Here is an 18,638-nt window from a genome sequence, read left to right as displayed (position 1 = left end):
AATCCCTTGCTTGGTAAGACCAAGTAATGAATTGCTCGTAACGCGAGCCTTAAAGGAAGCACTGAAAATGGACCAAGAACGTTTAACCCACCTAAAACAGCTAGAAGCGGAAAGTATTCATATTATCCGTGAAGTGGCGGCTGAGTTTGATAACCCAGTGATGATGTACTCCATCGGTAAAGATTCTTCTGTGATGCTTCATTTAGCTCGCAAAGCGTTTTACCCAGGCAAGATTCCATTCCCACTGTTACACGTTGATACGGACTGGAAATTCCGCGAGATGATTGAGTTTCGTGACCGCACTGCAGAAAAGTACGGTTTTGACCTTTTGGTACATAAGAACCCTGAAGGTATCGAGATGGGGTGTAGCCCATTCGTACACGGTTCTTCAAAGCACACAGACATCATGAAAACTCAGGGTCTTAAGCAGGCGTTAAACAAGTATGGGTTCGATGCCGCTTTTGGTGGTGCGCGCCGTGATGAAGAAAAATCTCGAGCGAAAGAGCGTGTTTACTCTTTCCGCGATAAGAACCACACGTGGGATCCAAAGAACCAGCGTCCAGAGCTTTGGCATACTTATAACGGTCAGGTTAACAAGGGTGAAAGCATTCGTGTATTCCCTCTGTCAAACTGGACTGAGCTGGATATTTGGCAATACATCTATCTAGAGAGTATCGATATTGTTCCACTTTATCTTTCAGACAAACGCCCAGTTGTTGAGCGTGATGGCATGCTGATCATGGTGGATGACGACCGTATGGAGCTGCAAGAAGGTGAAGTGATTGAAGAGAAAAGCGTTCGTTTTCGTACTTTAGGCTGTTACCCACTAACCGGAGCGGTTGAATCTGAGGCGAATACGCTAACAGGCATTATTGAAGAGATGCTGGTGGCGACGTCTAGTGAGCGTCAAGGTCGAGCGATTGACCATGATCAGTCTGGCTCTATGGAGCTGAAAAAGCGCCAAGGTTATTTCTAAGAATCTAAGGAAAGAAAAATGAATAGTGCAGTAGAAGCCGAATTGGCTGAACTAGGGATTGAAGGTTATCTGAGTCAGCATCAGCATAAATCTATGCTTAGATTCTTAACTTGTGGCTCGGTAGACGACGGTAAAAGTACGTTAATCGGTCGCTTACTCCATGATACAAAGCAGATTTATGAAGATCAGCTAGCAGCGGTTCACTCGGATAGCCAACGTGTGGGCACCACAGGTGAGAAGCCTGATTTAGCATTGCTTGTTGATGGCCTGCAGGCTGAGCGTGAACAAGGCATCACGATCGATGTAGCTTACCGCTATTTTTCGACTCAAAAACGTAAGTTCATTATTGCTGATACTCCAGGGCATGAGCAGTACACGCGCAACATGGCAACAGGTGCTTCAACGTGTGATCTCGCGGTGATCCTGATTGATGCTCGTAAGGGCGTTCTGGATCAAACACGTCGTCACTCGTTTATTTCTAACCTGCTTGGTTTGAAGCATTTCATTGTCGCTGTAAATAAGATGGATCTCGTGGATTACGCACAAGATCGTTTTGAAGAAATTCGCGATGAATACCTAGAGTTTGCAGAAAACTTAGAAGGCGAAACCAACATTCAGATCTTGCCGGTTTCAGCGCTTGAAGGCATCAACGTTGCCGCATCAAGTAAAGAGCTTGCATGGTTCGAAGGCCCATCTCTATTAGAAGTATTAGAGAATGTCGACATTGATCAAAAACGTTCTGCTGGGGAATTCCGTTTCCCAGTGCAGTATGTGAATCGTCCGAACTTAGATTTCCGTGGTTTTGCAGGCACTGTTGCTTCTGGCCGTGTGAGTGTTGGTGATGAAATCAAAGCACTGCCGTCAGGCAAAACTTCTAAAGTTGCACGCATTGTGACTTTTGATGGTGATTTGGAATCTGCGCAAGCGGGCTTGGCGGTAACGCTGACCCTTGAAGATGAGATCGACATCAGCCGTGGTGATTTGATTGTGTTGGAAAACGCTCAGATTGAATCTACTAACCACGTATTGGCAGACATCGTGTGGATGACAGAGCAACCACTGCAACCGGGTAAAGCTTACGACATCAAGATCGCAGGTAAGAAAACGGTAGGTCAGGTGGAAGCTGTTCGCCATCAATACGACATCAACAACTTGTCGACGCATGAGGTTGAAGAGTTACCACTGAATGGTATTGGATTGTGTGAGTGGTCACTGAACGAGACAGTCGCGCTGGATAAATACCGTGAAAGTGCCGATACCGGTGGTTTCATCGTTATTGACCGCCTAACCAACGTGACAGTTGGTGCGGGTTTGATTCGAGACCGTTTGGACTCTGTTGAACAGCAAGTCGGTAACTTCTCTGCATTTGAACTTGAGTTTAATGCATTGGTTCGCAAGCACTTCCCGCATTGGGATGCCAAAGATTTAAGCCAACTACTGAAGTCATAAACGGCTAAGTAGCAGCTTATTGAATCAGGCGGAAACCGACCGTTTCCGCCACAAAGGACGGGTATATGTGGCAACAAGGATTTGTATTAGCGATTTTGCTCGGCATTATTACTTGCCTGCTCGTTACCCGTATTAAGCCAAGCTTTATCTTTGCTGGCGCGGCGTTTATTGCTTTTATGGGTGGGATGATCGACCTATCGAGCATAGCCAACAATTTCACTAATTCCTCACTACTGACTCTAATTCTCCTGATCTTGGCATCAAGTGCGTTGGAAAAAACTCGCTTAATTAGCTGGGTTAGCCGCAATATTTCTGAAGGGCGGTTGGGCACAGTGGTGGCAAAGTTGGGTATTTCCACAGCCTTGCTTTCTTCTTTTACCAATAACACGGCAGTGGTGGTTTCTTTGATCGGTGCGATCAAACGTAATCAACAACACGCGCCATCTAAACTCCTTATTCCATTGTCATACGCCGCTATTCTTGGTGGAACACTGACATTGATCGGCACTTCAACCAACTTGATCATCAATAGCTTTGTTGAAGATGCAGGATTGCCGAGTCTTAACTTTTTTACGCCAACTCTGATCGGTTTAGCGGTATTAGCGGGTGGGGTGTTGATCCTTATTCCTCTGAGTTACTTCCTACCAAGCTACGATGATGGATCGCAAGATGATCTGCCTTACTTCTTAGAGGCTAGAGTAGAGCCGGGCTCTCCGTTGGTTGGTCGCAGTGTGAGTGAGAATAACCTAAGAGCACTGCGAAAGTTGTTCTTAGCGGAAGTGATTCGTGACGGTAAAACCACAGCCTCAATTGACCCTGATTTTGTATTGCAGGCTCGTGATCGACTGCTGTTTTGTGGTGATGTAGAGAGTGTCGCGACGCTGCAAGAAATCCAAGGGCTAACTTTGTTTGGTCAACATCACCTCAACGGTCAGAGCTTTGTTGAAGTAGTGGTGAGCTCATCGGCAAGCTTTTGTAATAAAACATTGAAAACTAGCCAGTTCCGAGACCGCTTTGATGCGGTGGTGGTGGCGATTCGTCGCGGTCATGAACGCCTTGAAGGTGGCTTGGGTAACATCACGCTGACGGCAGGCGATACCTTGATTCTAGTGCCTGGCAAACGCTTTGAAGAGCAACGACAACAACACAACAAAGAGTTTGTGTTGATGAATGATTTGGATTCAAGTGCCAAGCTTGATGCTGATAAATCGGCGCTTGTACTACTCGGTTTCACCAGCGTGATTGGTTTAGCACTGCTTGATATGGTGCCGATAATTAAAGGTTTAGCTGGATTTTTATTATTGCTGGTGGCATTTGGCATCGTGCAGCTGAGTGAGCTTCGCCGCCGCTTTCCTGTTGATATCGTTGTGATTGTGGGCTCTGCGCTCTCTATTGCTCAGCTGATGATTTCATCGGGTTTATCGGAACGAATGGGGCAGATGTTCATTGAAGCATTTAATGGCTGGGGCGTATTTGGTGCCTTGGTCGCGACTTATTTGATGACTTTGATTCTGACAGAGTTAGTCACCAATAACGCTGCAGCGGCACTTTCGTTCCCGATCGGCTACAGCATGGCGATAGGCTATGGCGTTGACCCAATGCCATTCATCATGGCGGTATTGTTTGGTGCGAGTGCCAGCTTTATTTCGCCATACGGCTATCAGACCAACTTACTTGTTTATAGCGTAGGTAATTATCACCTCACAGATTATCTGCGCATCGGTATCCCAATCTCGATTGTTTATTCGGGCTTGGTACTGACCCTAATTCCTTACTTTTTCCCATTTTAATGCTGTTTATTTAAAGGACTATTTATGACCGCAGTACTCAAACACAAAGATGAGAATGTTGTGTGGCATCAACACTCGATTGATAAAGCATTCCGCGCGGATCTGAAATCACAAAAGCCTGCCGTGCTCTGGTTCACTGGGCTGTCTGGTTCTGGTAAGTCGACAGTGGCAGGTGCGCTAGAGAATCGTTTGGCGCAACTGGGTTACCATACCTATTTGCTGGATGGTGACAATGTTCGTCATGGCTTATGTAGTGATCTTGGCTTTTCTGAGCAAGATCGCCGAGAGAATATTCGTCGTATCGGTGAGTTAGCTAAATTGATGGCCGATGCTGGTTTGATCGTACTGTCTGCGTTTATCTCTCCTCACCAAGCGGAAAGACAACTAGTACGCGATTTACTGCCTGAAGGGGAGTTTCTTGAAGTGTTTGTGAATACGCCATTAGAGGTTTGCGAACAGCGTGATCCTAAAGGCTTGTATAAGAAAGCACGTGCGGGAGAGATTCCTAATTTCACCGGAATTAGCTCGACTTACGAAGCGCCACAGAACCCTGAGATCGATCTACCTGCAGGAGAGAAGACGATCGATGAATTGGTCGAGCTGTGCATTGATGCGTTAGAGAAGCGTAACATTTTAGCTAATTGAGACCGTTGGTATGACTAAGGCAGCGCATGTCCGCTAAAAGCAGTGCAGCCTCACTCTACCGAGACAAGAAACCTATCCTCTAGATTATCTTCATTCTTCTCAATGCTTTTCAATCTTTACACCGTCTACTTCCTAGACTCTATTATCTAGACGGTGTAATTCACACTGCTTTTCACTTCGGTTTGTACCGTGAATTTCTGGCTCAATAGGGCAATTAATTGGTCGTAATAAGGCATGTTAGGTTTATTGCCTAGTAGCGCACATAGCTCATTGCCCGTAGGGCTGAATCGGTAGTACACTAACTTAACGCCTTTTGATAGCGGCGCCAGTGACATACTTTTCCCTTGGTACGTTAGATGTAATGCTGGGTCGAAGTCGATTTCTCCAGACTCTAACTCCGTGCCTAGAATGATGCCAAGTTCAATCAGGTGGAGAAGGCTAGAGTAGGGAAGGTTATGCCCACCAAGGTTAATGGTGTTGGTGGTGTCTTTTTTACCAAAACTAAACAGCCCTGCGTGAGACTTAAAGCCAAGCAATAGCTTTTTACTGTTGTCGCTACCAAAACTACAACCCAGTGAAGCGGCTCTTTGTAAGGTCAGTGCTTCCTTTGGCGTCATGTCTTTTAGGATTTGCAGTGCCTTCATCGACGTAGAACCTGGGTTGGTGACTTCTCGTTTTAGCACCTGAGCCCAAAGCCTTTGCATTGAGGTATTGTGGATCTCTTGTGCCATGTCGAAAAAGCGATATAACCAATCCTGATCAGGGTCGCCAGCCGCTTCATCTTTACATGAAGAGTGTGCCAGTTTCAGGATCTGCTCTAAGTTCTTCTGGCGCAGCTCCTTACGTTTTTTCTCTCGTAATAGCGCTCGCTCAATCAGGGTGCTGGCGGCTTTATCGCTCGCTTTCTCGCTGTGACTGATTAAGGAATCTAAACCGAAGCTTTGGGCAATGTGCAGCATTCGACTGGCACTGTCGGCAATATGAGGCTTTTTCTCATGCTTGTGCTGTGTGTCGCTAGCATGCTCAATGATCACTGGCTGTTTGGTTTCTGACATAAGAGTACCGTTAGGAAACGACTTAACTGTCTAAAATGTAACTCTTTATCTGATTGGTGGCTAGATTTTGCGTGCAGAGTTGAAGACTTCAACAAAATTTTACTTTTGATAATGATAATAAAATGTTAAATTTGTTGTAATTATCAAGGAGGAGTTATGAATCAAGTCAATGATAACAAGCTGAAAAAGCAGCTTGGTATAGGTTTATTACTCGCGACTTATGTGGGTGTGCTAGCTTATTTATCTAATTACATTGCGTAATTTAGAGGAACAATATCGTTATTAAACTGTTATTGAATAATTTTGTTTATTCAGTGACGGCGGCTCATTGCTGAGCCACCCTCCAAACGACTACATGTCGTCGTATTCTTCTATCGCAGTCCCTTCAATCAGATAGCCAGTTTGCGCTAGATCGTGACTGATCGATTCTGTTTTCAGCGTACCTACCAAATAGATAACATCCCACAATTGTTGTATTGGCGCTCCCTTAGGAAACTTAACGTAGATGATTTGATTTGGTGGCGGTGGTGGCACGTGGATACATGCACCAAAGTACGGCACTAACAGAAACTCAGTGATCATATTCTCATCGCCTTCCAATGGAATCACAAAGCCGGGAATCTTAACCTTACTGCCGTTTAGCTCGGGGCGAACTGCGCCTAGAGTCGACTGTTGAGGTTTCTCCGTGCTGTTATGGTCAACCATTGGCATGCCAAACGAATCAAGTTGAGCACGCTCTGATTCTGGAATTAAATCAATCCATTCGAGTGTTAATACTGATTCCTCATTCTGAGGTGTTTCAGCGTGAGCTGTACTCATAAATGGGAACATCAGTAGCCCAAGTATCAGTAGGAATTTGCGTTGCATCGTAGTTTCCTATTTAGATTCGAATTGTCATGCCATCAGACAATGACTGACGGTAAGCCCTGAAAGCGGGAATAAAGCCGATAATGATTCCGGCAACTTGGACCAACATAAGCAGTTTCCACTCATGAGGTGTGATTGCGGATATCGATATGTTGATACCATAACTTTGTTGCACAATAGGAGCAACTACTGCGATTAGAGCAAACAATACTGCAACGCCCAATGTGATACCTAACAAGGTCAGGGCACTGGCTTCACTAATCAATAGACCAAACACATGGCGAGGCCTTGCGCCCATCGCACGCAAAATAGCCATCTCTCGACGTCGCTCTTGTAAGCTAGTCAGTAGGCTGCTGAGCATCCCCAGTAAACCGGCCACAACAACAAACCCTGATACAATTAACAGTGCTTGCTCTGCTACAGACATCATGCCCCATAATTCATGCAGAGCAATACCAGGCATGATTGCGCTCAAAGGCTCTTGGCGATAATTATTGATCTCTCGTTGTAGTGCAAAGGTTTGAATCTTCGATTTCAGTCCAAGCATCATTGCTGTGATTTGCTGAGGTTGGAAATCGTAGGTTTTCAAGGTTTCGGCATCTGGGGTATGCCCTAGGTTGGCACCCGACTCCCAACCAACGTGAATCGCTTCGATCGCTTCTAACGATACATGCACAGTTTTGTCTACTGGCGTTCCTGTTGGTGCGAGTATTCCGACAATCTTGAAGGGTAGGTTATCGTGTCGGCTGAACGCCACATCACTGATACCGTGTGCAAGAATGATTTGATCACCAATCTTGTAATCTAACTTTTTCGCGACATCGGCACCAATCACTACATCAAATAGCTCATTAAACTCTTTACCTTGCTGAAAAGTAAGTGGTTGCTTACTTCCATAGCGGTAGTTTTCAAAGTAGCTATGGTTAGTACCCATCACACGGAAACCTTTATGAGAATCACCCAATGAAATAGGGATCGCCCACTTTACGGCTTTGTGCTGGCTAAATTCTTGATAGCTTTTCCAGTCGATATTGTTGGTCGCATTACCGATTCTAAATACAGAGTAGAGCAGAAGGTTTACCTGACCTGAGCGGCCACCAACGATAAGGTCAGTGCCTGAAATGGTATTAGCAAAGCTGCTCTTGGCTTCGGTTCTAACACGTTCTACACCAAGTAATAGAATAACTGACACTGCCACAGTCAGAATGGTGAGGATAGCCGTGGCCTTGCGGTTGAGAACGCTTTTTAGGGCTAAGTGAGTAATTACTTTCATACGACAACCTTAGCTTGGTTAACGGTTTTTAGATCTATGGTGCGAGTGAACAGTTTTTCTAATGTTGGATCATGGCTGACAAAGATTAGAGTTGAGCCTGCTTGATTGGCTTGCTCTAGCAATAGCTCGATAAAAGCTTCTCGGTTGTCATGATCGAGTGCTGAAGTAGGTTCATCTGCAATGATTATTTTAGGTTGCCCCATAAGAGCACGGGCAGCGGCAACACGCTGTTGCTGGCCAATACTGAGCTCAGTCACTGGCTTATCCATTAAAGCTTGGGGTAGCTTCAATCGGAGCAGTAGCTCTTGAGCTGTTTTTTGCAAACTGTTCTTACTATCAGTGACTTGCTGCTTACGTGTTTTTGAGAATTGGCAAGGAAGCGTGACGTTATCGATCACTGATAAATAAGGAAGAAGGTTAAATTGTTGGAAGATATAACCAATATGATCGGCTCGAAAGGTGTCTCTTTGGCGAGGTGTTAGCTGAGTCAGATCTTGACCTAGAATAGAGACTTCGCCTTGCTCTGCCTGGTTTATGCCAGTCAATAACCCTAACAGTGTTGACTTGCCACAGCCACTTGGCCCTTTTATGAATAGGTGTTCTTGGGCTTGGATATGCAGAGAAGGGATCTCTAGAGTTGGGGGTAATTCTGGTTTCCAACGAAAGCTGATATTTTCGAGTTTGACCACAAGTGATGAACTGTCAAAAGACATGCTAGCTCCAATAATTAAAGCGGTGTATCTACTGGACAGCAGTTAGTGACATAAATTCCCATAGCACACCGATTTGAACAGCCAAGTAAGTAGGCACTTACTTGGCTGTTTATTTTACGTTTAATCCGATCTAGGAGTGATTAGAATCGAAAGCTAATACGCTCTGCGTTAAGTACTTCTTGTACTTGAGCGGTATCTGTTAGTAGGTTCACCGTCATTTTTTCGGTGTTGCTGAACTTCGAGAACCACTGAGTGCTAACTGTGTCTAGCTTAGCTACATCTGAACATTGGTAGTGGTACTCAACAGTGAACTCACCGTGGCCACCTTCAGAGTGGTCATGACCTTCATGATCGTGGTGGTTGTGACCTTCGTGGTCGTCATGATCGTGTTCTGCATGGTCATGGCCCTTATGGTCGTCATGATCGTGCTCAGCATGGTCATGGCCCTTATGGTCGTCATGATCATGTTCAGCATGGTCATGGCCTTTATGGTCGTCATGATCATGTTCAGCATGGTCGTGGCCTTCGTGGTCGTCATGATCGTGCTCAGCGTGGTCATGGCCTTCATGCTCATCATGATCGCCTTCTAACGTGTTCGACACTGATTTAAATTTCAGCGTACAGTTCGCGTTGTTAAAGCTAAATAGCTCGTCTGGCTTGTTCAGTTGTGCGATAGCTTGCTCAAACACTTTCTTTTGCTCAGCGGTTTCTGGGGCGTGCTCAAAGCCAACTACGTCTGCACCTGGCGCTGTTACTTCAACAAGCAGTTCTTGTCCGTCTTGAGCGATGTTTACTTCAACTTGGCCATGCACGTGCGCACCGTGAGAACGGAACTCCTCATTAGCTAGAGCAGTAGTAGAGACAGTCATACCGATAACAACGGCTAAAATAGAAGGTTTCATGTTTTTTTCCTGAATAAAAGTTAATTAAAAAGTAGTGGTAATTAAGCGATATTGACAGGAGGAGAACGCGCCAAATAAGCAAAGTAGAGCCGTTGTAGCGTGGTTACTGACTCTGTGGGAGCGGCTGTAAATTCTGAATTGAGTTCTGGAATTTGTGGTAGAGAGTGCGAGGTAATGAACTGGTTTATTGAAAACAGTTCACAATGATGTGATGTGTGATGCTCTGGGGCTATATCCACCATATGTGTTGCTGCTAACACGCTTAGCATGAGCATAAGCCCAAGCAAGAAGCCTGATTTGCATTTCACATTGTTAGGTGTGTTGTGCCACATGAGGATGATTAACCACAGAATTAAAAAAGGATACTGTTACAATATAACAATATCCTTTGATAAGGTCTCTAAAAAGACGCGAATATCTGATTAAAGGCTGGCTTTAATCAATTCAATAACTTGCGTTACCTCTGATTCGTTAAGTGCGCCTTCCTTTACAAACAAGATCTTACCTTGTTTGTCTTGCACGATAATCGCTGAGCTCTCTTCTTTTAGAGCCCATGATGAAGCAACGGTGCCACTTTCATCAAGAACCATAGAAGACCATGGAAATTCTTCTTTGCTGCTTTCAGCTGATGATTTTACAAAAGAGCCTGTGCCCCAAATCGCATCATCTTGGTTGATAATGGTCGTGGTTTGGTAGCTGTCTTCTGAAAACTTCGACGCTGTAATCGCTGCCATCAGTGGTGCATTAAGCTCTTTTGAGCTGCTGCGGCCTGCGATAGCTTGAACGACACGAACTTTACCCAGAAGATCCTTGGTTGCCCAAGCTTGATATTCTGTAGTTCCGTCTTTTAGAACGATTTCACCATAGTTGCTAACATCAACGGCAGGAAGAGTTGAACCTACAGATAAGTTGTGAGCATTGGCGAAGAGTGGAGAGGCTGCGGCTAATAAAGCCAGTAGAGTTTTGTTTTTCATTATATTTTTGTTCCGCTTGTTGGTTTGCATTGGAAGTATAATATGAAATCTGAAAAATGCCTCTTTAACTTTTTTATCGTACGATGTAGAAATAAGTTGCAGGCTTGTTACCAAAAGGTATAATGCAACAATATCCAAGATAAACAACGGATTATCTTGCTGTTTGCTAAAGGAATTAGCGATTAAATGTGCTTCGAACTCGCCAGTGTTCAGGTACGTGGCTGTAGTACTCAAATGGAATTGAGGTTGTAATATGTTAAGAAAATTTTCTACTTACCGCCCACATCAGGTGGCGCGTTTCGTTAAAGTCCTATTCAAAGGCCAGTTTGCTATTGAGGGTGTTGGAGAGTTTCGCTTCGACCAAGGCAAAGTACTGCTTCCTGAAGTTTCAGATAAACAAAAGCTCACCATTTTTAAAGAAGTTAACGGCAAAATTGCAGCGCTTCCGGTGTAATTGATTTTTGTAAATCGCACTCACCTTGAACGATTAAACGTAAAAAGGGCTTCCTAACGAAAGCCCTTTTTTAGTTTTGATTATTCTGAATTTCGCCTTTTGCCATGCGTTATTGCGGAGGGAAACAAACACCAGTTCCGCCTAACCCACAGTAACCATTAGGGTTCTTAGCTAAGTACTGTTGGTGATAGGTTTCCGCGAAAAAATATTTCCCAGCTGGTAGAACTTCTGTCGTAATCTCATTGCCTAAAGAGGCAGTAATCGCTCTTTGATAATTTTGTCGAGATTGTTCAGCAATGGTCTGTTGTTCTTCACTAAAGGTGTAGATAGCAGAGCGGTATTGTGTGCCTAAATCATTACCTTGGCGCATGCCCTGAGTTGGGTCATGGCGCTCCCAGAAGGTCTCAAGTATTTGTGCTAGAGAAGTTTGCTCGCTATCAAAAATGACACGGACGACTTCTGTATGGCCAGTTTGTCCGGTACACACTTGTTCATAGGTTGGGTTCACTGTGTAACCGCCAGCGTAGCCCACTGATGTAGAGACCACACCGTCTAATTGCCAAAACAAACGTTCAGCTCCCCAGAAACATCCCATGCCTAACAACACCTCTTGTTGGGAGCCCATAGGGGCTGCTAGCAAGTCAGTTTGATTAACGTAATGGCGCTCAGTGATTTGAATTGGAGCAGCATTTCCCGGTAATGCGGTGGCTGCGGAAACCAGTTGTTGTTTGTTTAGCATGTCATATTCCTTTTCGCATACGTTGACCACGTTGGCTTTTGTGAACTGTGGGCGTATTAACGCTTGGTTCATATTAAATAAGTCTTTAAATTAGACCGTGTTATTGCAGGATTACTTACAGACTCAATGCCTTTTTAGCGGTATTATTTCTTTTTGATTATTAACGTATTGATAACTTCTTCACCAATTAAGCATGATAAGAAAAACTTTACCAGTTCTGATTGGCACTCTATTGTCATCGACGCTCGCTTTTGCTGACGTTTCCCTTGAAATTAAAGGGCTTGATGGAGCGCTTGAAGATAACGTAGATGCTTATCTGAGTGCTGTGCCTGAAGAAGAGTATGCGATATCACTAAGATTCCAGTCTCGCTTGGAGTCTATGATTAAAGAAGCCCTCAACGCGTTAGGTTATTACCAACCCACCATTACTTTTTCCCACTCTGAAGATGAAACTGAGCTCACGGTGACGGTTGAGCAGGGAGAGGCTGTTCGTATCTATGAATCAGACATCGTACTGAGCGGTGAAGCTAAAGATGATCCAGACTTTTTGGCCTTAATTGCGAAGAGTAAGCTCTCTAAAGGCATGATTTTGAATCATGGTAATTACGATTCTTTGAAGTCTTCGATACGTAATCTCGGTCTAGCTAAAGGTTACTTCGATGGTACATATGAGGTTAGCAAGCTAGAGGTTGCGCCTGAACTGAATCGTGCTTATGTCCGCCTTCATTACAACAGTGGCATTCGTTACCACTTCGGTAAAACCACAGTAACTGGAAGCCAAATCGAGGACGATAAGGTTCAATCTCTCAAGACTTTTGAAGATGGTGAACCCTATTCGATTACTAAAGTGGGTGAGTACAACCAAAACTTGTCCAATACGGATTGGTTCTCTTCGGTTTTTGTTGAGCCTGATTTAAGCCAGTTAGGTGAAGGCCGAGAAATTCCGATGAAGGTTAGCCTTGCTCCTCAAGCTCGTAACCAGATTGAAACGGGTATTGGTGTTTCTACTGACCTTGGTGTTAAAGGTACGCTTAAATGGAAGAAACCTTGGGTTAACGAACTTGGTCATAGCTTTAATAGTAGTTTGTCGATATCCAAACCTGAGCAGACGATCACCGCGACTTATAAAATCCCATTAGATGATGTGCTTAATGATTATTACCAAGTTAAGTACGGGATGAAGAACCTAGATAATCGTGATACCAAGAGTTTGGAGTCGAACTTAGCGCTAGAGAGATATTGGCGTCTTGATAATGGCTGGCAACGTACTGTCTTCATTCGATACTTGGTTGAAAACTATGAGCAAGGTTTGCAGGATGATTTAGCGCAATTCGTGTTGCCGGGTATCTCTTTCTCACGAACTCGAACGCGTGGTGGCTCGATGCCGATGTGGGGCGATAAACAAACCATTATGGTTGAAGCCGCTGATGACACCTTACTGTCGGAAACCAAAGTGGTACGTTTTCAAGGTCAAACGGCTTGGATCAGAAGTATCGGTAACAACCACCGTGGTCTAACTCGCCTACAGTTTGGTGGTAACTTTGCTGATGAATTTGAGAAACTGTCTCCCTCACTAAGATTCTTCGCCGGTGGTGACAACAGTATCCGCGGTTACGGCTACGAATCGATCTCTCCTCGAGATGAAAGTGGTGCATTAACCGGTGCTAAGTTCATCGCAACAAGCTCGGTTGAATATCAATACCGTCTCGTTGGAAATTGGTGGGGCGCAGCTTTCTACGATATTGGTGATGCGTTCAACGATAAACCAGAGTGGAAACATGGTACTGGCGTTGGTGTACGCTGGGCGTCGCCTGTTGGGCCAGTCAGTCTCGACTTTGCATGGGGTCTAGATGCGAAGAAAGGTGATGAGTTTCAATTGCACTTTAGTTTAGGACCAGAGTTATGATCAAAGTGATGGGCAAGTGCATAAAATGGACGTCGATTTCACTGACGTCGATTTTGCTGTTGTTAATAGCCCTGTTAGGTTTTGTATTGTTTACAAACCCTGGCTTAAACACTGTGCTGTGGGGTGCTGAAAAAGCTCTGCCACAACTTAAAGTGGGAAGCACAAAAGGTGCTTTTTTCCCGAGCTTTACGCTCAATAATGTTCAATTCAAAGATGATAGCCTCCATATCGATACCAAAGTGGAAAAACTGGTATTGGCTATTAATCCTCGTTGTCTACTCGATCCTAAGTTGTGTGTTGATCGCATTGCAATTCAGGGGCTAGATTTTGCTTTTACTGAGCTTCCTCCTGCCTCTACAGAAGAGACTGAGCCAACGCCACCTCTTAAGTCGGTAAAAACGCCACTTCCAATCACCATCAATCGTATCGCTTTATCTGATATTAAGCTGAACATCTTGGGTAATGAGGTTGAATGGAGCTTGTTCTCAACGGCTTTGAGTATGCAAGGTGAAAGGCTGACAGTATCGCCAACCTTGTTCAATGATCTAAAAGTTAAACTTGCGGAATCAACTGAAGAGCCAAAACCAGAAGCCGTTGAGCCTGAATCTGCCATTAAAACCGCGATAGAGCTGCCTGAGGTTTGGATTCCATTACAGGTTGTACTAGAACGATTTGATCTCAATCGTTTCACTTTAGAGCAAGAGACGCCAATCGTTGTTAATCACCTCGGGCTTGAAGCGCGAGCGGGAAAAAATACCGTTGATGTATCCACCCTTGAACTCGACATGCCACAGGCGAGCGCGAACCTTTCTACTAAGGTAGAGCTGAAAGATGGTTACCCATTAGAGCTTTCGTTGGACGCTAAGGTGAAGGAAACCGACCTTGCTGGTCAGAAGTTATCACTAAAAGCACAAGGTAGTGTGGCTAAGCTACAGCTCGACTCGCAGTTTTCTGACTTGATAGAAGCCAAGCTCTCTGGAGAACTGCAACCTTTAGAGCCGACGTTGCCATTTGATTTACTGCTAGAAGATGGACAAGCACAATGGCCTCTAAATGGTGAAAGCGATTACCAAGCTGAAATTGAACGCTTCAAGGCTGATGGCTCATTAGATGGTTTTAATGTTCAGCTTAAAGGTGAGGCGGACGGTAAGGAGATTCCAGCCTTAGCCATCGACTTACAGGGTAAAGGCACCACTGAACAAATAGAGCTTGAGCGATTGAAATTGAACACCTTGGGCGGTGAGCTCCATGGTACGGTAAAAGCTAACTGGGCAAAACTTGTTAACTGGCAAGCAGATGTATCCCTAAAAGACATTCAACCTGGACTACAGTGGCCTGAAGCGGAAGGTAATATCAGCGGTAGCTTAGTGACCTCGGGTGAATTGACTGAGGCTGGTGGCTGGGCGATTGAGCTACCTAAGCTTGATATCGAGGGTATCTTGCGTGATTACCCACTGGATATTGAAGGCCAGCTGTCGGCGTCAGATCGAAGCGCAAGTGGTGAGCCTAAACTGAAAACCAGTGGCTTGAGCTTAGCTCACGGTGTGAATTCGATAAAGGCACAGGGACAACTCGATAAGCAATGGGATATGGGCGTTGATATCTACTTCCCTGAGCTTGTGAAAAGTGTTCCAGACTTGAAAGGACAAGTGATTGGTAACATCCAACTTAGTGGCCCGACTCAAGAGCCCAAGGTCGATCTAACACTGAACGTTAATAAGGTGGATTGGAATAGCGAAGCAACACTAGAGTCACTATCTCTTAATGGTTCAGTGGTTCCATTGCCATTACCTGAAGCGCAAGCCGATCTGGTGTTGAAAGCCAATAACTTGAGCTATCAAGAACAAAACGTAGAAAGCATCGACTTGACGGTAAGTGGCGGTGAGAAAAAGCACACTGTGACGTTAGATGTCATATCCGACATCGTATCGACAAGTTTAGCGATTTCTGGTGAGTTGATCCAAAAGCCTTCTCTTATTTGGGATGGCTCGTTAGACCGAGTAAAAATCACCACTCAACAAGGCCCTTGGGTGCTTGATCAACCTGTCTCTATTAAGGCCGATGTCGACAAGCAGTTTGCTGATGTTCAAGCGCACTGTTGGAAGCAAGCTGGTGCGAGTGTGTGTCTGGACGAAGACACCCGTGCAGGAAAATCGGGTGAGGCCAAGATTGCAATTAATCAGTTCGACTTCGATCAGATTAAAGCCTTTGTTCCTAAAGAGACTGAGCTACAAGGCTTAGTGAATGTTAAAGCTCACGCAAAATGGTCGGAACAAGGTCAACCAGAAGTCACGTTAAGCCTTGATATGCCAAAAGGTCAGGCTGTACAGCAAGTTGGTGAACCAATCACAATCGGTTGGGAGAGCGTTGCCCTAAATGCTCAACTGAAAGACAACAAGCTAGACGCAGACTTCAAATTGGATGTGTCTGATAACGGTGATCTGTCTGGTACGGTGTCGCTGCCTGATATTCTTGCACAAGATAAAATGGTCGATGCTGCGATTAAGTTGACGACTTTCCATTTGGACTTCTTACAGCCTATTTTAGGTGAATATAGCTTGTTGAAAGCAGACCTTGCGAGTGACTTGCAGGTAAAAGGCTCTTTGATGCATCCTCAAGTGTTCGGGCAATTCTCAGTGGACGGCATTCAAGTTAAAGGCGACGTTACCCCAATCGATGTGAAAGATGGCCGTATTGACCTCGACTTTGATGGCTATAGTGCAAAGCTGGATGCCAATGTAGAAACGCCAGATGGACACCTTGATATTGAAGGCTCCGGTGAGTGGCAAGATCTTCAAGCATGGCATTCGAACGTTAGGGTGTTTGCCGATGAATTGATGGTGGATGTGCCACCTATGGTCAAGGTAAAGGTCGTTCCTGACATGACCATTGATGTTACGCCTGAGCTTGCAAAAATTACCGGTGATATTGCATTACCATGGGGACGCATTGTAGTTGAAGACTTGCCACCTTCTGCGGTTGGTGTTTCTTCTGATCAGGTTATTTTGAATAAAGATCTGCAACCTGAGGGCGAATCGACCATTCCATTTGATGTCGTGACGAACATTAATATCTCAATTGGCGATGACTTTAAGCTGTCCGCTTTCGGCCTAGAGGGTGAATTGGTTGGTAAACTGAATGTTGCTCAAAAAGACCAAGGTCCGTTTGTGACCGGTGAGGTCAACATCGTTAACGGTACCTACCAATCGTTCGGTCAGGACTTATTGATTGAAGAAGGTAAGATCTTGATGAATGGACCAGCAGACCAGCCTTACGTAGCGATCAATGCGATCCGTAATCCTGACAATACTCAAGATGATGTGACGGCGGGTATTCGAGTGACTGGCCCGGCGACAGAGCCAGCTATTGAGATTTATTCGGACCCTACGATGCCGCAAGCAAATGCTCTTTCCTATATCTTGCGTGGTCAAGATATCGATGGTGAGTCGAGCGGCTCTATGACAACCACTTTAATTGGTTTGAGCTTAGCGAAGAGCGGTAAGGTAGTTGGAGAGATAGGTGAAGCCTTTGGTGTACAAGATTTACAACTGGATACCGCAGGCTCTGGTGACGACTCACAAGTAACGGTAAGCGGCTACATCCTTCCAGGCTTACAGGTTAAGTATGGTGTGGGTATCTTCAACTCACTTGGTGAGTTTACTGTTCGTTATCGATTGATGCAGGATCTCTACGTTGAAGCCGTCTCTGGTTTAGACAGTGCGGTAGACCTCCTTTATCAGTTTGAGTTCGAATAAAGCTATTTGAAGTCACTTAGGTAATGCATCAGCCATTGATTACCGTGCTCGTATTAATGGTATGGAGGATTTATGAAGCATCTTGTTTTTGTCTATGGAACCTTGAGGCAAGGCCAATCCAATCACCATTATTTAAAGGGCTGTAAATTACTAGGCAGGTTTGATACTCCAGAGGAATACGCGCTTTTTGACCTAGGTGCTTATCCCGCGATAATTTTTGGAAAGAAAAGTGTCGTTGGGGAGGTCTATATGATTAACGACGAAGTTTTGGAGTCGCTCGATCGGCTAGAAGATGTGCCTATCGAGTATCGTCGCGAGCAAATAGAGACTATATTTGGATTAGCATGGGTATATTTGTATCAGCTTGATCTAACAGCTAATAAAGAAATACTTTCGGGTGACTGGTGTAAGCGGAACAACCCGCTGTAGTGAATGAACTACTGAAAGCATTCTGACGTAATAGCTAGAAGTCTTAATGTACAGGCTAGTCTTTTCCATCAGGAGGAAATTATGAAATATCTATTATTGGTGCTATCAGTAATGTTATTTGGTTGTGCGCAAACTCCGCCACCAACGTCTATGAACACAACCGATTGGCAGAGTTTTGGTGAAGAAATGGCACTCAAAGGAAAAACCAAGCAGACGGAAGCTAGCTTGGCAGAAGCTGCCTCGTCACCGTCAATTGACGCTAATTTGTATGCCGCTTATGACCAAGGTTATGAGGTTGGTAAGGCACAATACTGTTCTCAGAACCCAAGAGCTTTAGGGCGCCGCGGTGAGACTTATCTTGGTATTTGTGATGATATCGATAAGTGGTTCCGCTTCAACTATGAGAGAGGCGCGGAGTCGAAATTTGATATTCGATAATCCAGTGGTTGATTAACCCGGTGAATAAAAAAAGGTTCATCGCGGATTAGCGGGAACTAAAAACAAAAACGGTAGTAAGTGATATGGTTTAGTCGCCAAACAAAAATCATACACAAACTACCGTTTTCATGCCGAATCATACTTTCCTATCTTCATTCTGGGAAGGCTTTAAAATAGTAAAGTCTCACCAGACAGCATCACTTATTACACTGACTCTTAAACCTAACTCTGAGGCTAAATGCCTTTGCGGTCTTGAAGCCGAGGCTATCCATG

At 44.8% G+C, this 18,638-nt stretch carries 17 protein-coding genes; 9 read left to right on the top strand and 8 right to left on the bottom strand.

What is annotated here, in order from left to right; all coding sequences use genetic code 11:
* The first annotated feature begins 31 nt into the window (after window positions 1-31).
* The 4 genes from cysD to cysC all read left to right on the top strand — a co-directional run bounded on the left by cysD (window position 32) and on the right by cysC (window position 4,860).
* The gene (gene cysD, locus L1D55_RS18530; RefSeq protein ID WP_275665337.1) at window positions 32-976 is read left to right on the top strand and encodes a sulfate adenylyltransferase subunit CysD; all 945 of its coding nucleotides are present in this window, start codon (window positions 32-34) and stop codon (window positions 974-976) included.
* An 18-nt stretch (window positions 977-994) separates the two neighbouring features.
* Complete coding sequence (gene cysN, locus L1D55_RS18525) at window positions 995-2,425, top strand: sulfate adenylyltransferase subunit CysN (protein ID WP_239918416.1); 1,431 nt, start codon at window positions 995-997, stop codon at window positions 2,423-2,425.
* 65 nt (window positions 2,426-2,490) lie between these two features.
* Window positions 2,491-4,215 carry an SLC13 family permease gene (locus L1D55_RS18520; RefSeq protein WP_239918415.1) on the top strand — a complete coding sequence of 575 codons (1,725 nt, stop codon included), beginning with the start codon at window positions 2,491-2,493 and terminating at the stop codon, window positions 4,213-4,215.
* A gap of 24 nt (window positions 4,216-4,239) precedes the next feature.
* Entirely contained in the window at window positions 4,240-4,860 is a 621-nt protein-coding gene (cysC, locus tag L1D55_RS18515) for an adenylyl-sulfate kinase (RefSeq protein ID WP_004738745.1), read from the top strand.
* Window positions 4,861-5,006: 146 nt separating this feature from the next.
* Here cysC and L1D55_RS18510 read toward each other — a convergent pair whose 3' ends face one another.
* The 7 genes from L1D55_RS18510 to L1D55_RS18480 form a co-directional block, all read right to left on the bottom strand.
* The gene (locus L1D55_RS18510; protein WP_239918414.1) at window positions 5,007-5,915 is read right to left on the bottom strand and encodes a TIGR03899 family protein; all 909 of its coding nucleotides are present in this window, start codon (window positions 5,913-5,915) and stop codon (window positions 5,007-5,009) included.
* 351 nt (window positions 5,916-6,266) lie between these two features.
* On the bottom strand, window positions 6,267-6,782 hold the full coding sequence (locus L1D55_RS18505; RefSeq protein ID WP_004738741.1) for a DUF3299 domain-containing protein: 516 nt from the start codon (window positions 6,780-6,782) through the stop codon (window positions 6,267-6,269).
* A gap of 13 nt (window positions 6,783-6,795) precedes the next feature.
* Window positions 6,796-8,055 (bottom strand): ABC transporter permease, encoded by a 1,260-nt coding sequence (locus L1D55_RS18500; RefSeq protein WP_239918413.1) that lies wholly within the window; start codon window positions 8,053-8,055, stop codon window positions 6,796-6,798.
* Entirely contained in the window at window positions 8,052-8,768 is a 717-nt protein-coding gene (locus tag L1D55_RS18495; protein ID WP_239918412.1) for an ABC transporter ATP-binding protein, read from the bottom strand. The genes L1D55_RS18500 and L1D55_RS18495 overlap by 4 nt, the downstream gene beginning before the upstream one ends.
* A 140-nt stretch (window positions 8,769-8,908) precedes the next feature.
* Window positions 8,909-9,670, bottom strand: coding sequence for a DUF2796 domain-containing protein (locus L1D55_RS18490; RefSeq protein ID WP_239918411.1), 762 nt, complete (start codon window positions 9,668-9,670; stop codon window positions 8,909-8,911).
* A gap of 41 nt (window positions 9,671-9,711) precedes the next feature.
* Window positions 9,712-10,002: a DUF2607 family protein gene (locus L1D55_RS18485; RefSeq protein WP_128159301.1), complete on the bottom strand. Its 291-nt coding sequence runs from the start codon at window positions 10,000-10,002 to the stop codon at window positions 9,712-9,714.
* Window positions 10,003-10,092: 90 nt separating this feature from the next.
* Window positions 10,093-10,644, bottom strand: coding sequence for a YtfJ family protein (locus tag L1D55_RS18480; RefSeq protein WP_239918410.1), 552 nt, complete (start codon window positions 10,642-10,644; stop codon window positions 10,093-10,095).
* A gap of 253 nt (window positions 10,645-10,897) precedes the next feature.
* On the opposite strand from L1D55_RS18480, the gene L1D55_RS18475 reads away from it, so the two are divergent.
* A complete protein-coding gene (locus L1D55_RS18475; RefSeq protein ID WP_171368768.1) occupies window positions 10,898-11,098 on the top strand; it encodes a DUF1107 family protein in 201 nt (66 codons plus the stop codon).
* Between the two features lie 109 nt (window positions 11,099-11,207).
* On the opposite strand, the gene msrA is transcribed toward L1D55_RS18475, so the two are convergent.
* Complete coding sequence (gene msrA / locus L1D55_RS18470; RefSeq protein ID WP_004738729.1) at window positions 11,208-11,837, bottom strand: peptide-methionine (S)-S-oxide reductase MsrA; 630 nt, start codon at window positions 11,835-11,837, stop codon at window positions 11,208-11,210.
* Window positions 11,838-12,030: 193 nt separating this feature from the next.
* Here msrA and L1D55_RS18465 point away from each other — a divergent pair, with 193 nt between their 5' ends.
* The 4 genes from L1D55_RS18465 to L1D55_RS18450 all read left to right on the top strand — a co-directional run bounded on the left by L1D55_RS18465 (window position 12,031) and on the right by L1D55_RS18450 (window position 18,365).
* Window positions 12,031-13,743, top strand: a complete 1,713-nt coding sequence (locus L1D55_RS18465) for an autotransporter assembly complex family protein (RefSeq protein WP_239918409.1) — start codon at window positions 12,031-12,033, stop codon at window positions 13,741-13,743.
* Window positions 13,740-17,498, top strand: coding sequence for a translocation/assembly module TamB domain-containing protein (locus tag L1D55_RS18460; RefSeq protein WP_239918408.1), 3,759 nt, complete (start codon window positions 13,740-13,742; stop codon window positions 17,496-17,498). The genes L1D55_RS18465 and L1D55_RS18460 overlap by 4 nt, the downstream gene beginning before the upstream one ends.
* Window positions 17,499-17,570: 72 nt before the next feature.
* Window positions 17,571-17,927, top strand: coding sequence for a gamma-glutamylcyclotransferase (locus L1D55_RS18455; RefSeq protein WP_239918407.1), 357 nt, complete (start codon window positions 17,571-17,573; stop codon window positions 17,925-17,927).
* Window positions 17,928-18,008: 81 nt separating this feature from the next.
* Window positions 18,009-18,365, top strand: a complete 357-nt coding sequence (locus L1D55_RS18450) for a DUF2799 domain-containing protein (RefSeq protein WP_239918406.1) — start codon at window positions 18,009-18,011, stop codon at window positions 18,363-18,365.
* The last annotated feature ends 273 nt before the right edge of the window (window positions 18,366-18,638 follow it).

This window comes from Vibrio sp. Isolate22 (assembly GCF_022398115.1).
Taxonomy (GTDB): domain Bacteria; phylum Pseudomonadota; class Gammaproteobacteria; order Enterobacterales; family Vibrionaceae; genus Vibrio.
Note: the sequence above shows the minus strand (reverse complement) of the source record. Positions and strands in the feature narration are given on the sequence as shown.

Excerpts from the sequence above, each read along its gene's own strand:
- cysN (WP_239918416.1), top strand. The coding sequence starts at position 995 with ATGAATAGTGCAGTAGAAGCCGAATTGGCTGAACTAGGGATTGAAGGT.
- L1D55_RS18520 (WP_239918415.1), top strand. The coding sequence starts at position 2,491 with ATGTGGCAACAAGGATTTGTATTAGCGATTTTGCTCGGCATTATTACT.
- cysC (WP_004738745.1), top strand. The coding sequence starts at position 4,240 with ATGACCGCAGTACTCAAACACAAAGATGAGAATGTTGTGTGGCATCAA.
- L1D55_RS18510 (WP_239918414.1), bottom strand. The coding sequence starts at position 5,915 with ATGTCAGAAACCAAACAGCCAGTGATCATTGAGCATGCTAGCGACACA.
- L1D55_RS18505 (WP_004738741.1), bottom strand. The coding sequence starts at position 6,782 with ATGCAACGCAAATTCCTACTGATACTTGGGCTACTGATGTTCCCATTT.
- L1D55_RS18500 (WP_239918413.1), bottom strand. The coding sequence starts at position 8,055 with ATGAAAGTAATTACTCACTTAGCCCTAAAAAGCGTTCTCAACCGCAAG.
- L1D55_RS18495 (WP_239918412.1), bottom strand. The coding sequence starts at position 8,768 with ATGTCTTTTGACAGTTCATCACTTGTGGTCAAACTCGAAAATATCAGC.
- L1D55_RS18490 (WP_239918411.1), bottom strand. The coding sequence starts at position 9,670 with ATGAAACCTTCTATTTTAGCCGTTGTTATCGGTATGACTGTCTCTACT.
- L1D55_RS18485 (WP_128159301.1), bottom strand. The coding sequence starts at position 10,002 with ATGTGGCACAACACACCTAACAATGTGAAATGCAAATCAGGCTTCTTG.
- L1D55_RS18480 (WP_239918410.1), bottom strand. The coding sequence starts at position 10,644 with ATGAAAAACAAAACTCTACTGGCTTTATTAGCCGCAGCCTCTCCACTC.
- L1D55_RS18475 (WP_171368768.1), top strand. The coding sequence starts at position 10,898 with ATGTTAAGAAAATTTTCTACTTACCGCCCACATCAGGTGGCGCGTTTC.
- msrA (WP_004738729.1), bottom strand. The coding sequence starts at position 11,837 with ATGCTAAACAAACAACAACTGGTTTCCGCAGCCACCGCATTACCGGGA.
- L1D55_RS18465 (WP_239918409.1), top strand. The coding sequence starts at position 12,031 with ATGATAAGAAAAACTTTACCAGTTCTGATTGGCACTCTATTGTCATCG.
- L1D55_RS18460 (WP_239918408.1), top strand. The coding sequence starts at position 13,740 with ATGATCAAAGTGATGGGCAAGTGCATAAAATGGACGTCGATTTCACTG.
- L1D55_RS18455 (WP_239918407.1), top strand. The coding sequence starts at position 17,571 with ATGAAGCATCTTGTTTTTGTCTATGGAACCTTGAGGCAAGGCCAATCC.
- L1D55_RS18450 (WP_239918406.1), top strand. The coding sequence starts at position 18,009 with ATGAAATATCTATTATTGGTGCTATCAGTAATGTTATTTGGTTGTGCG.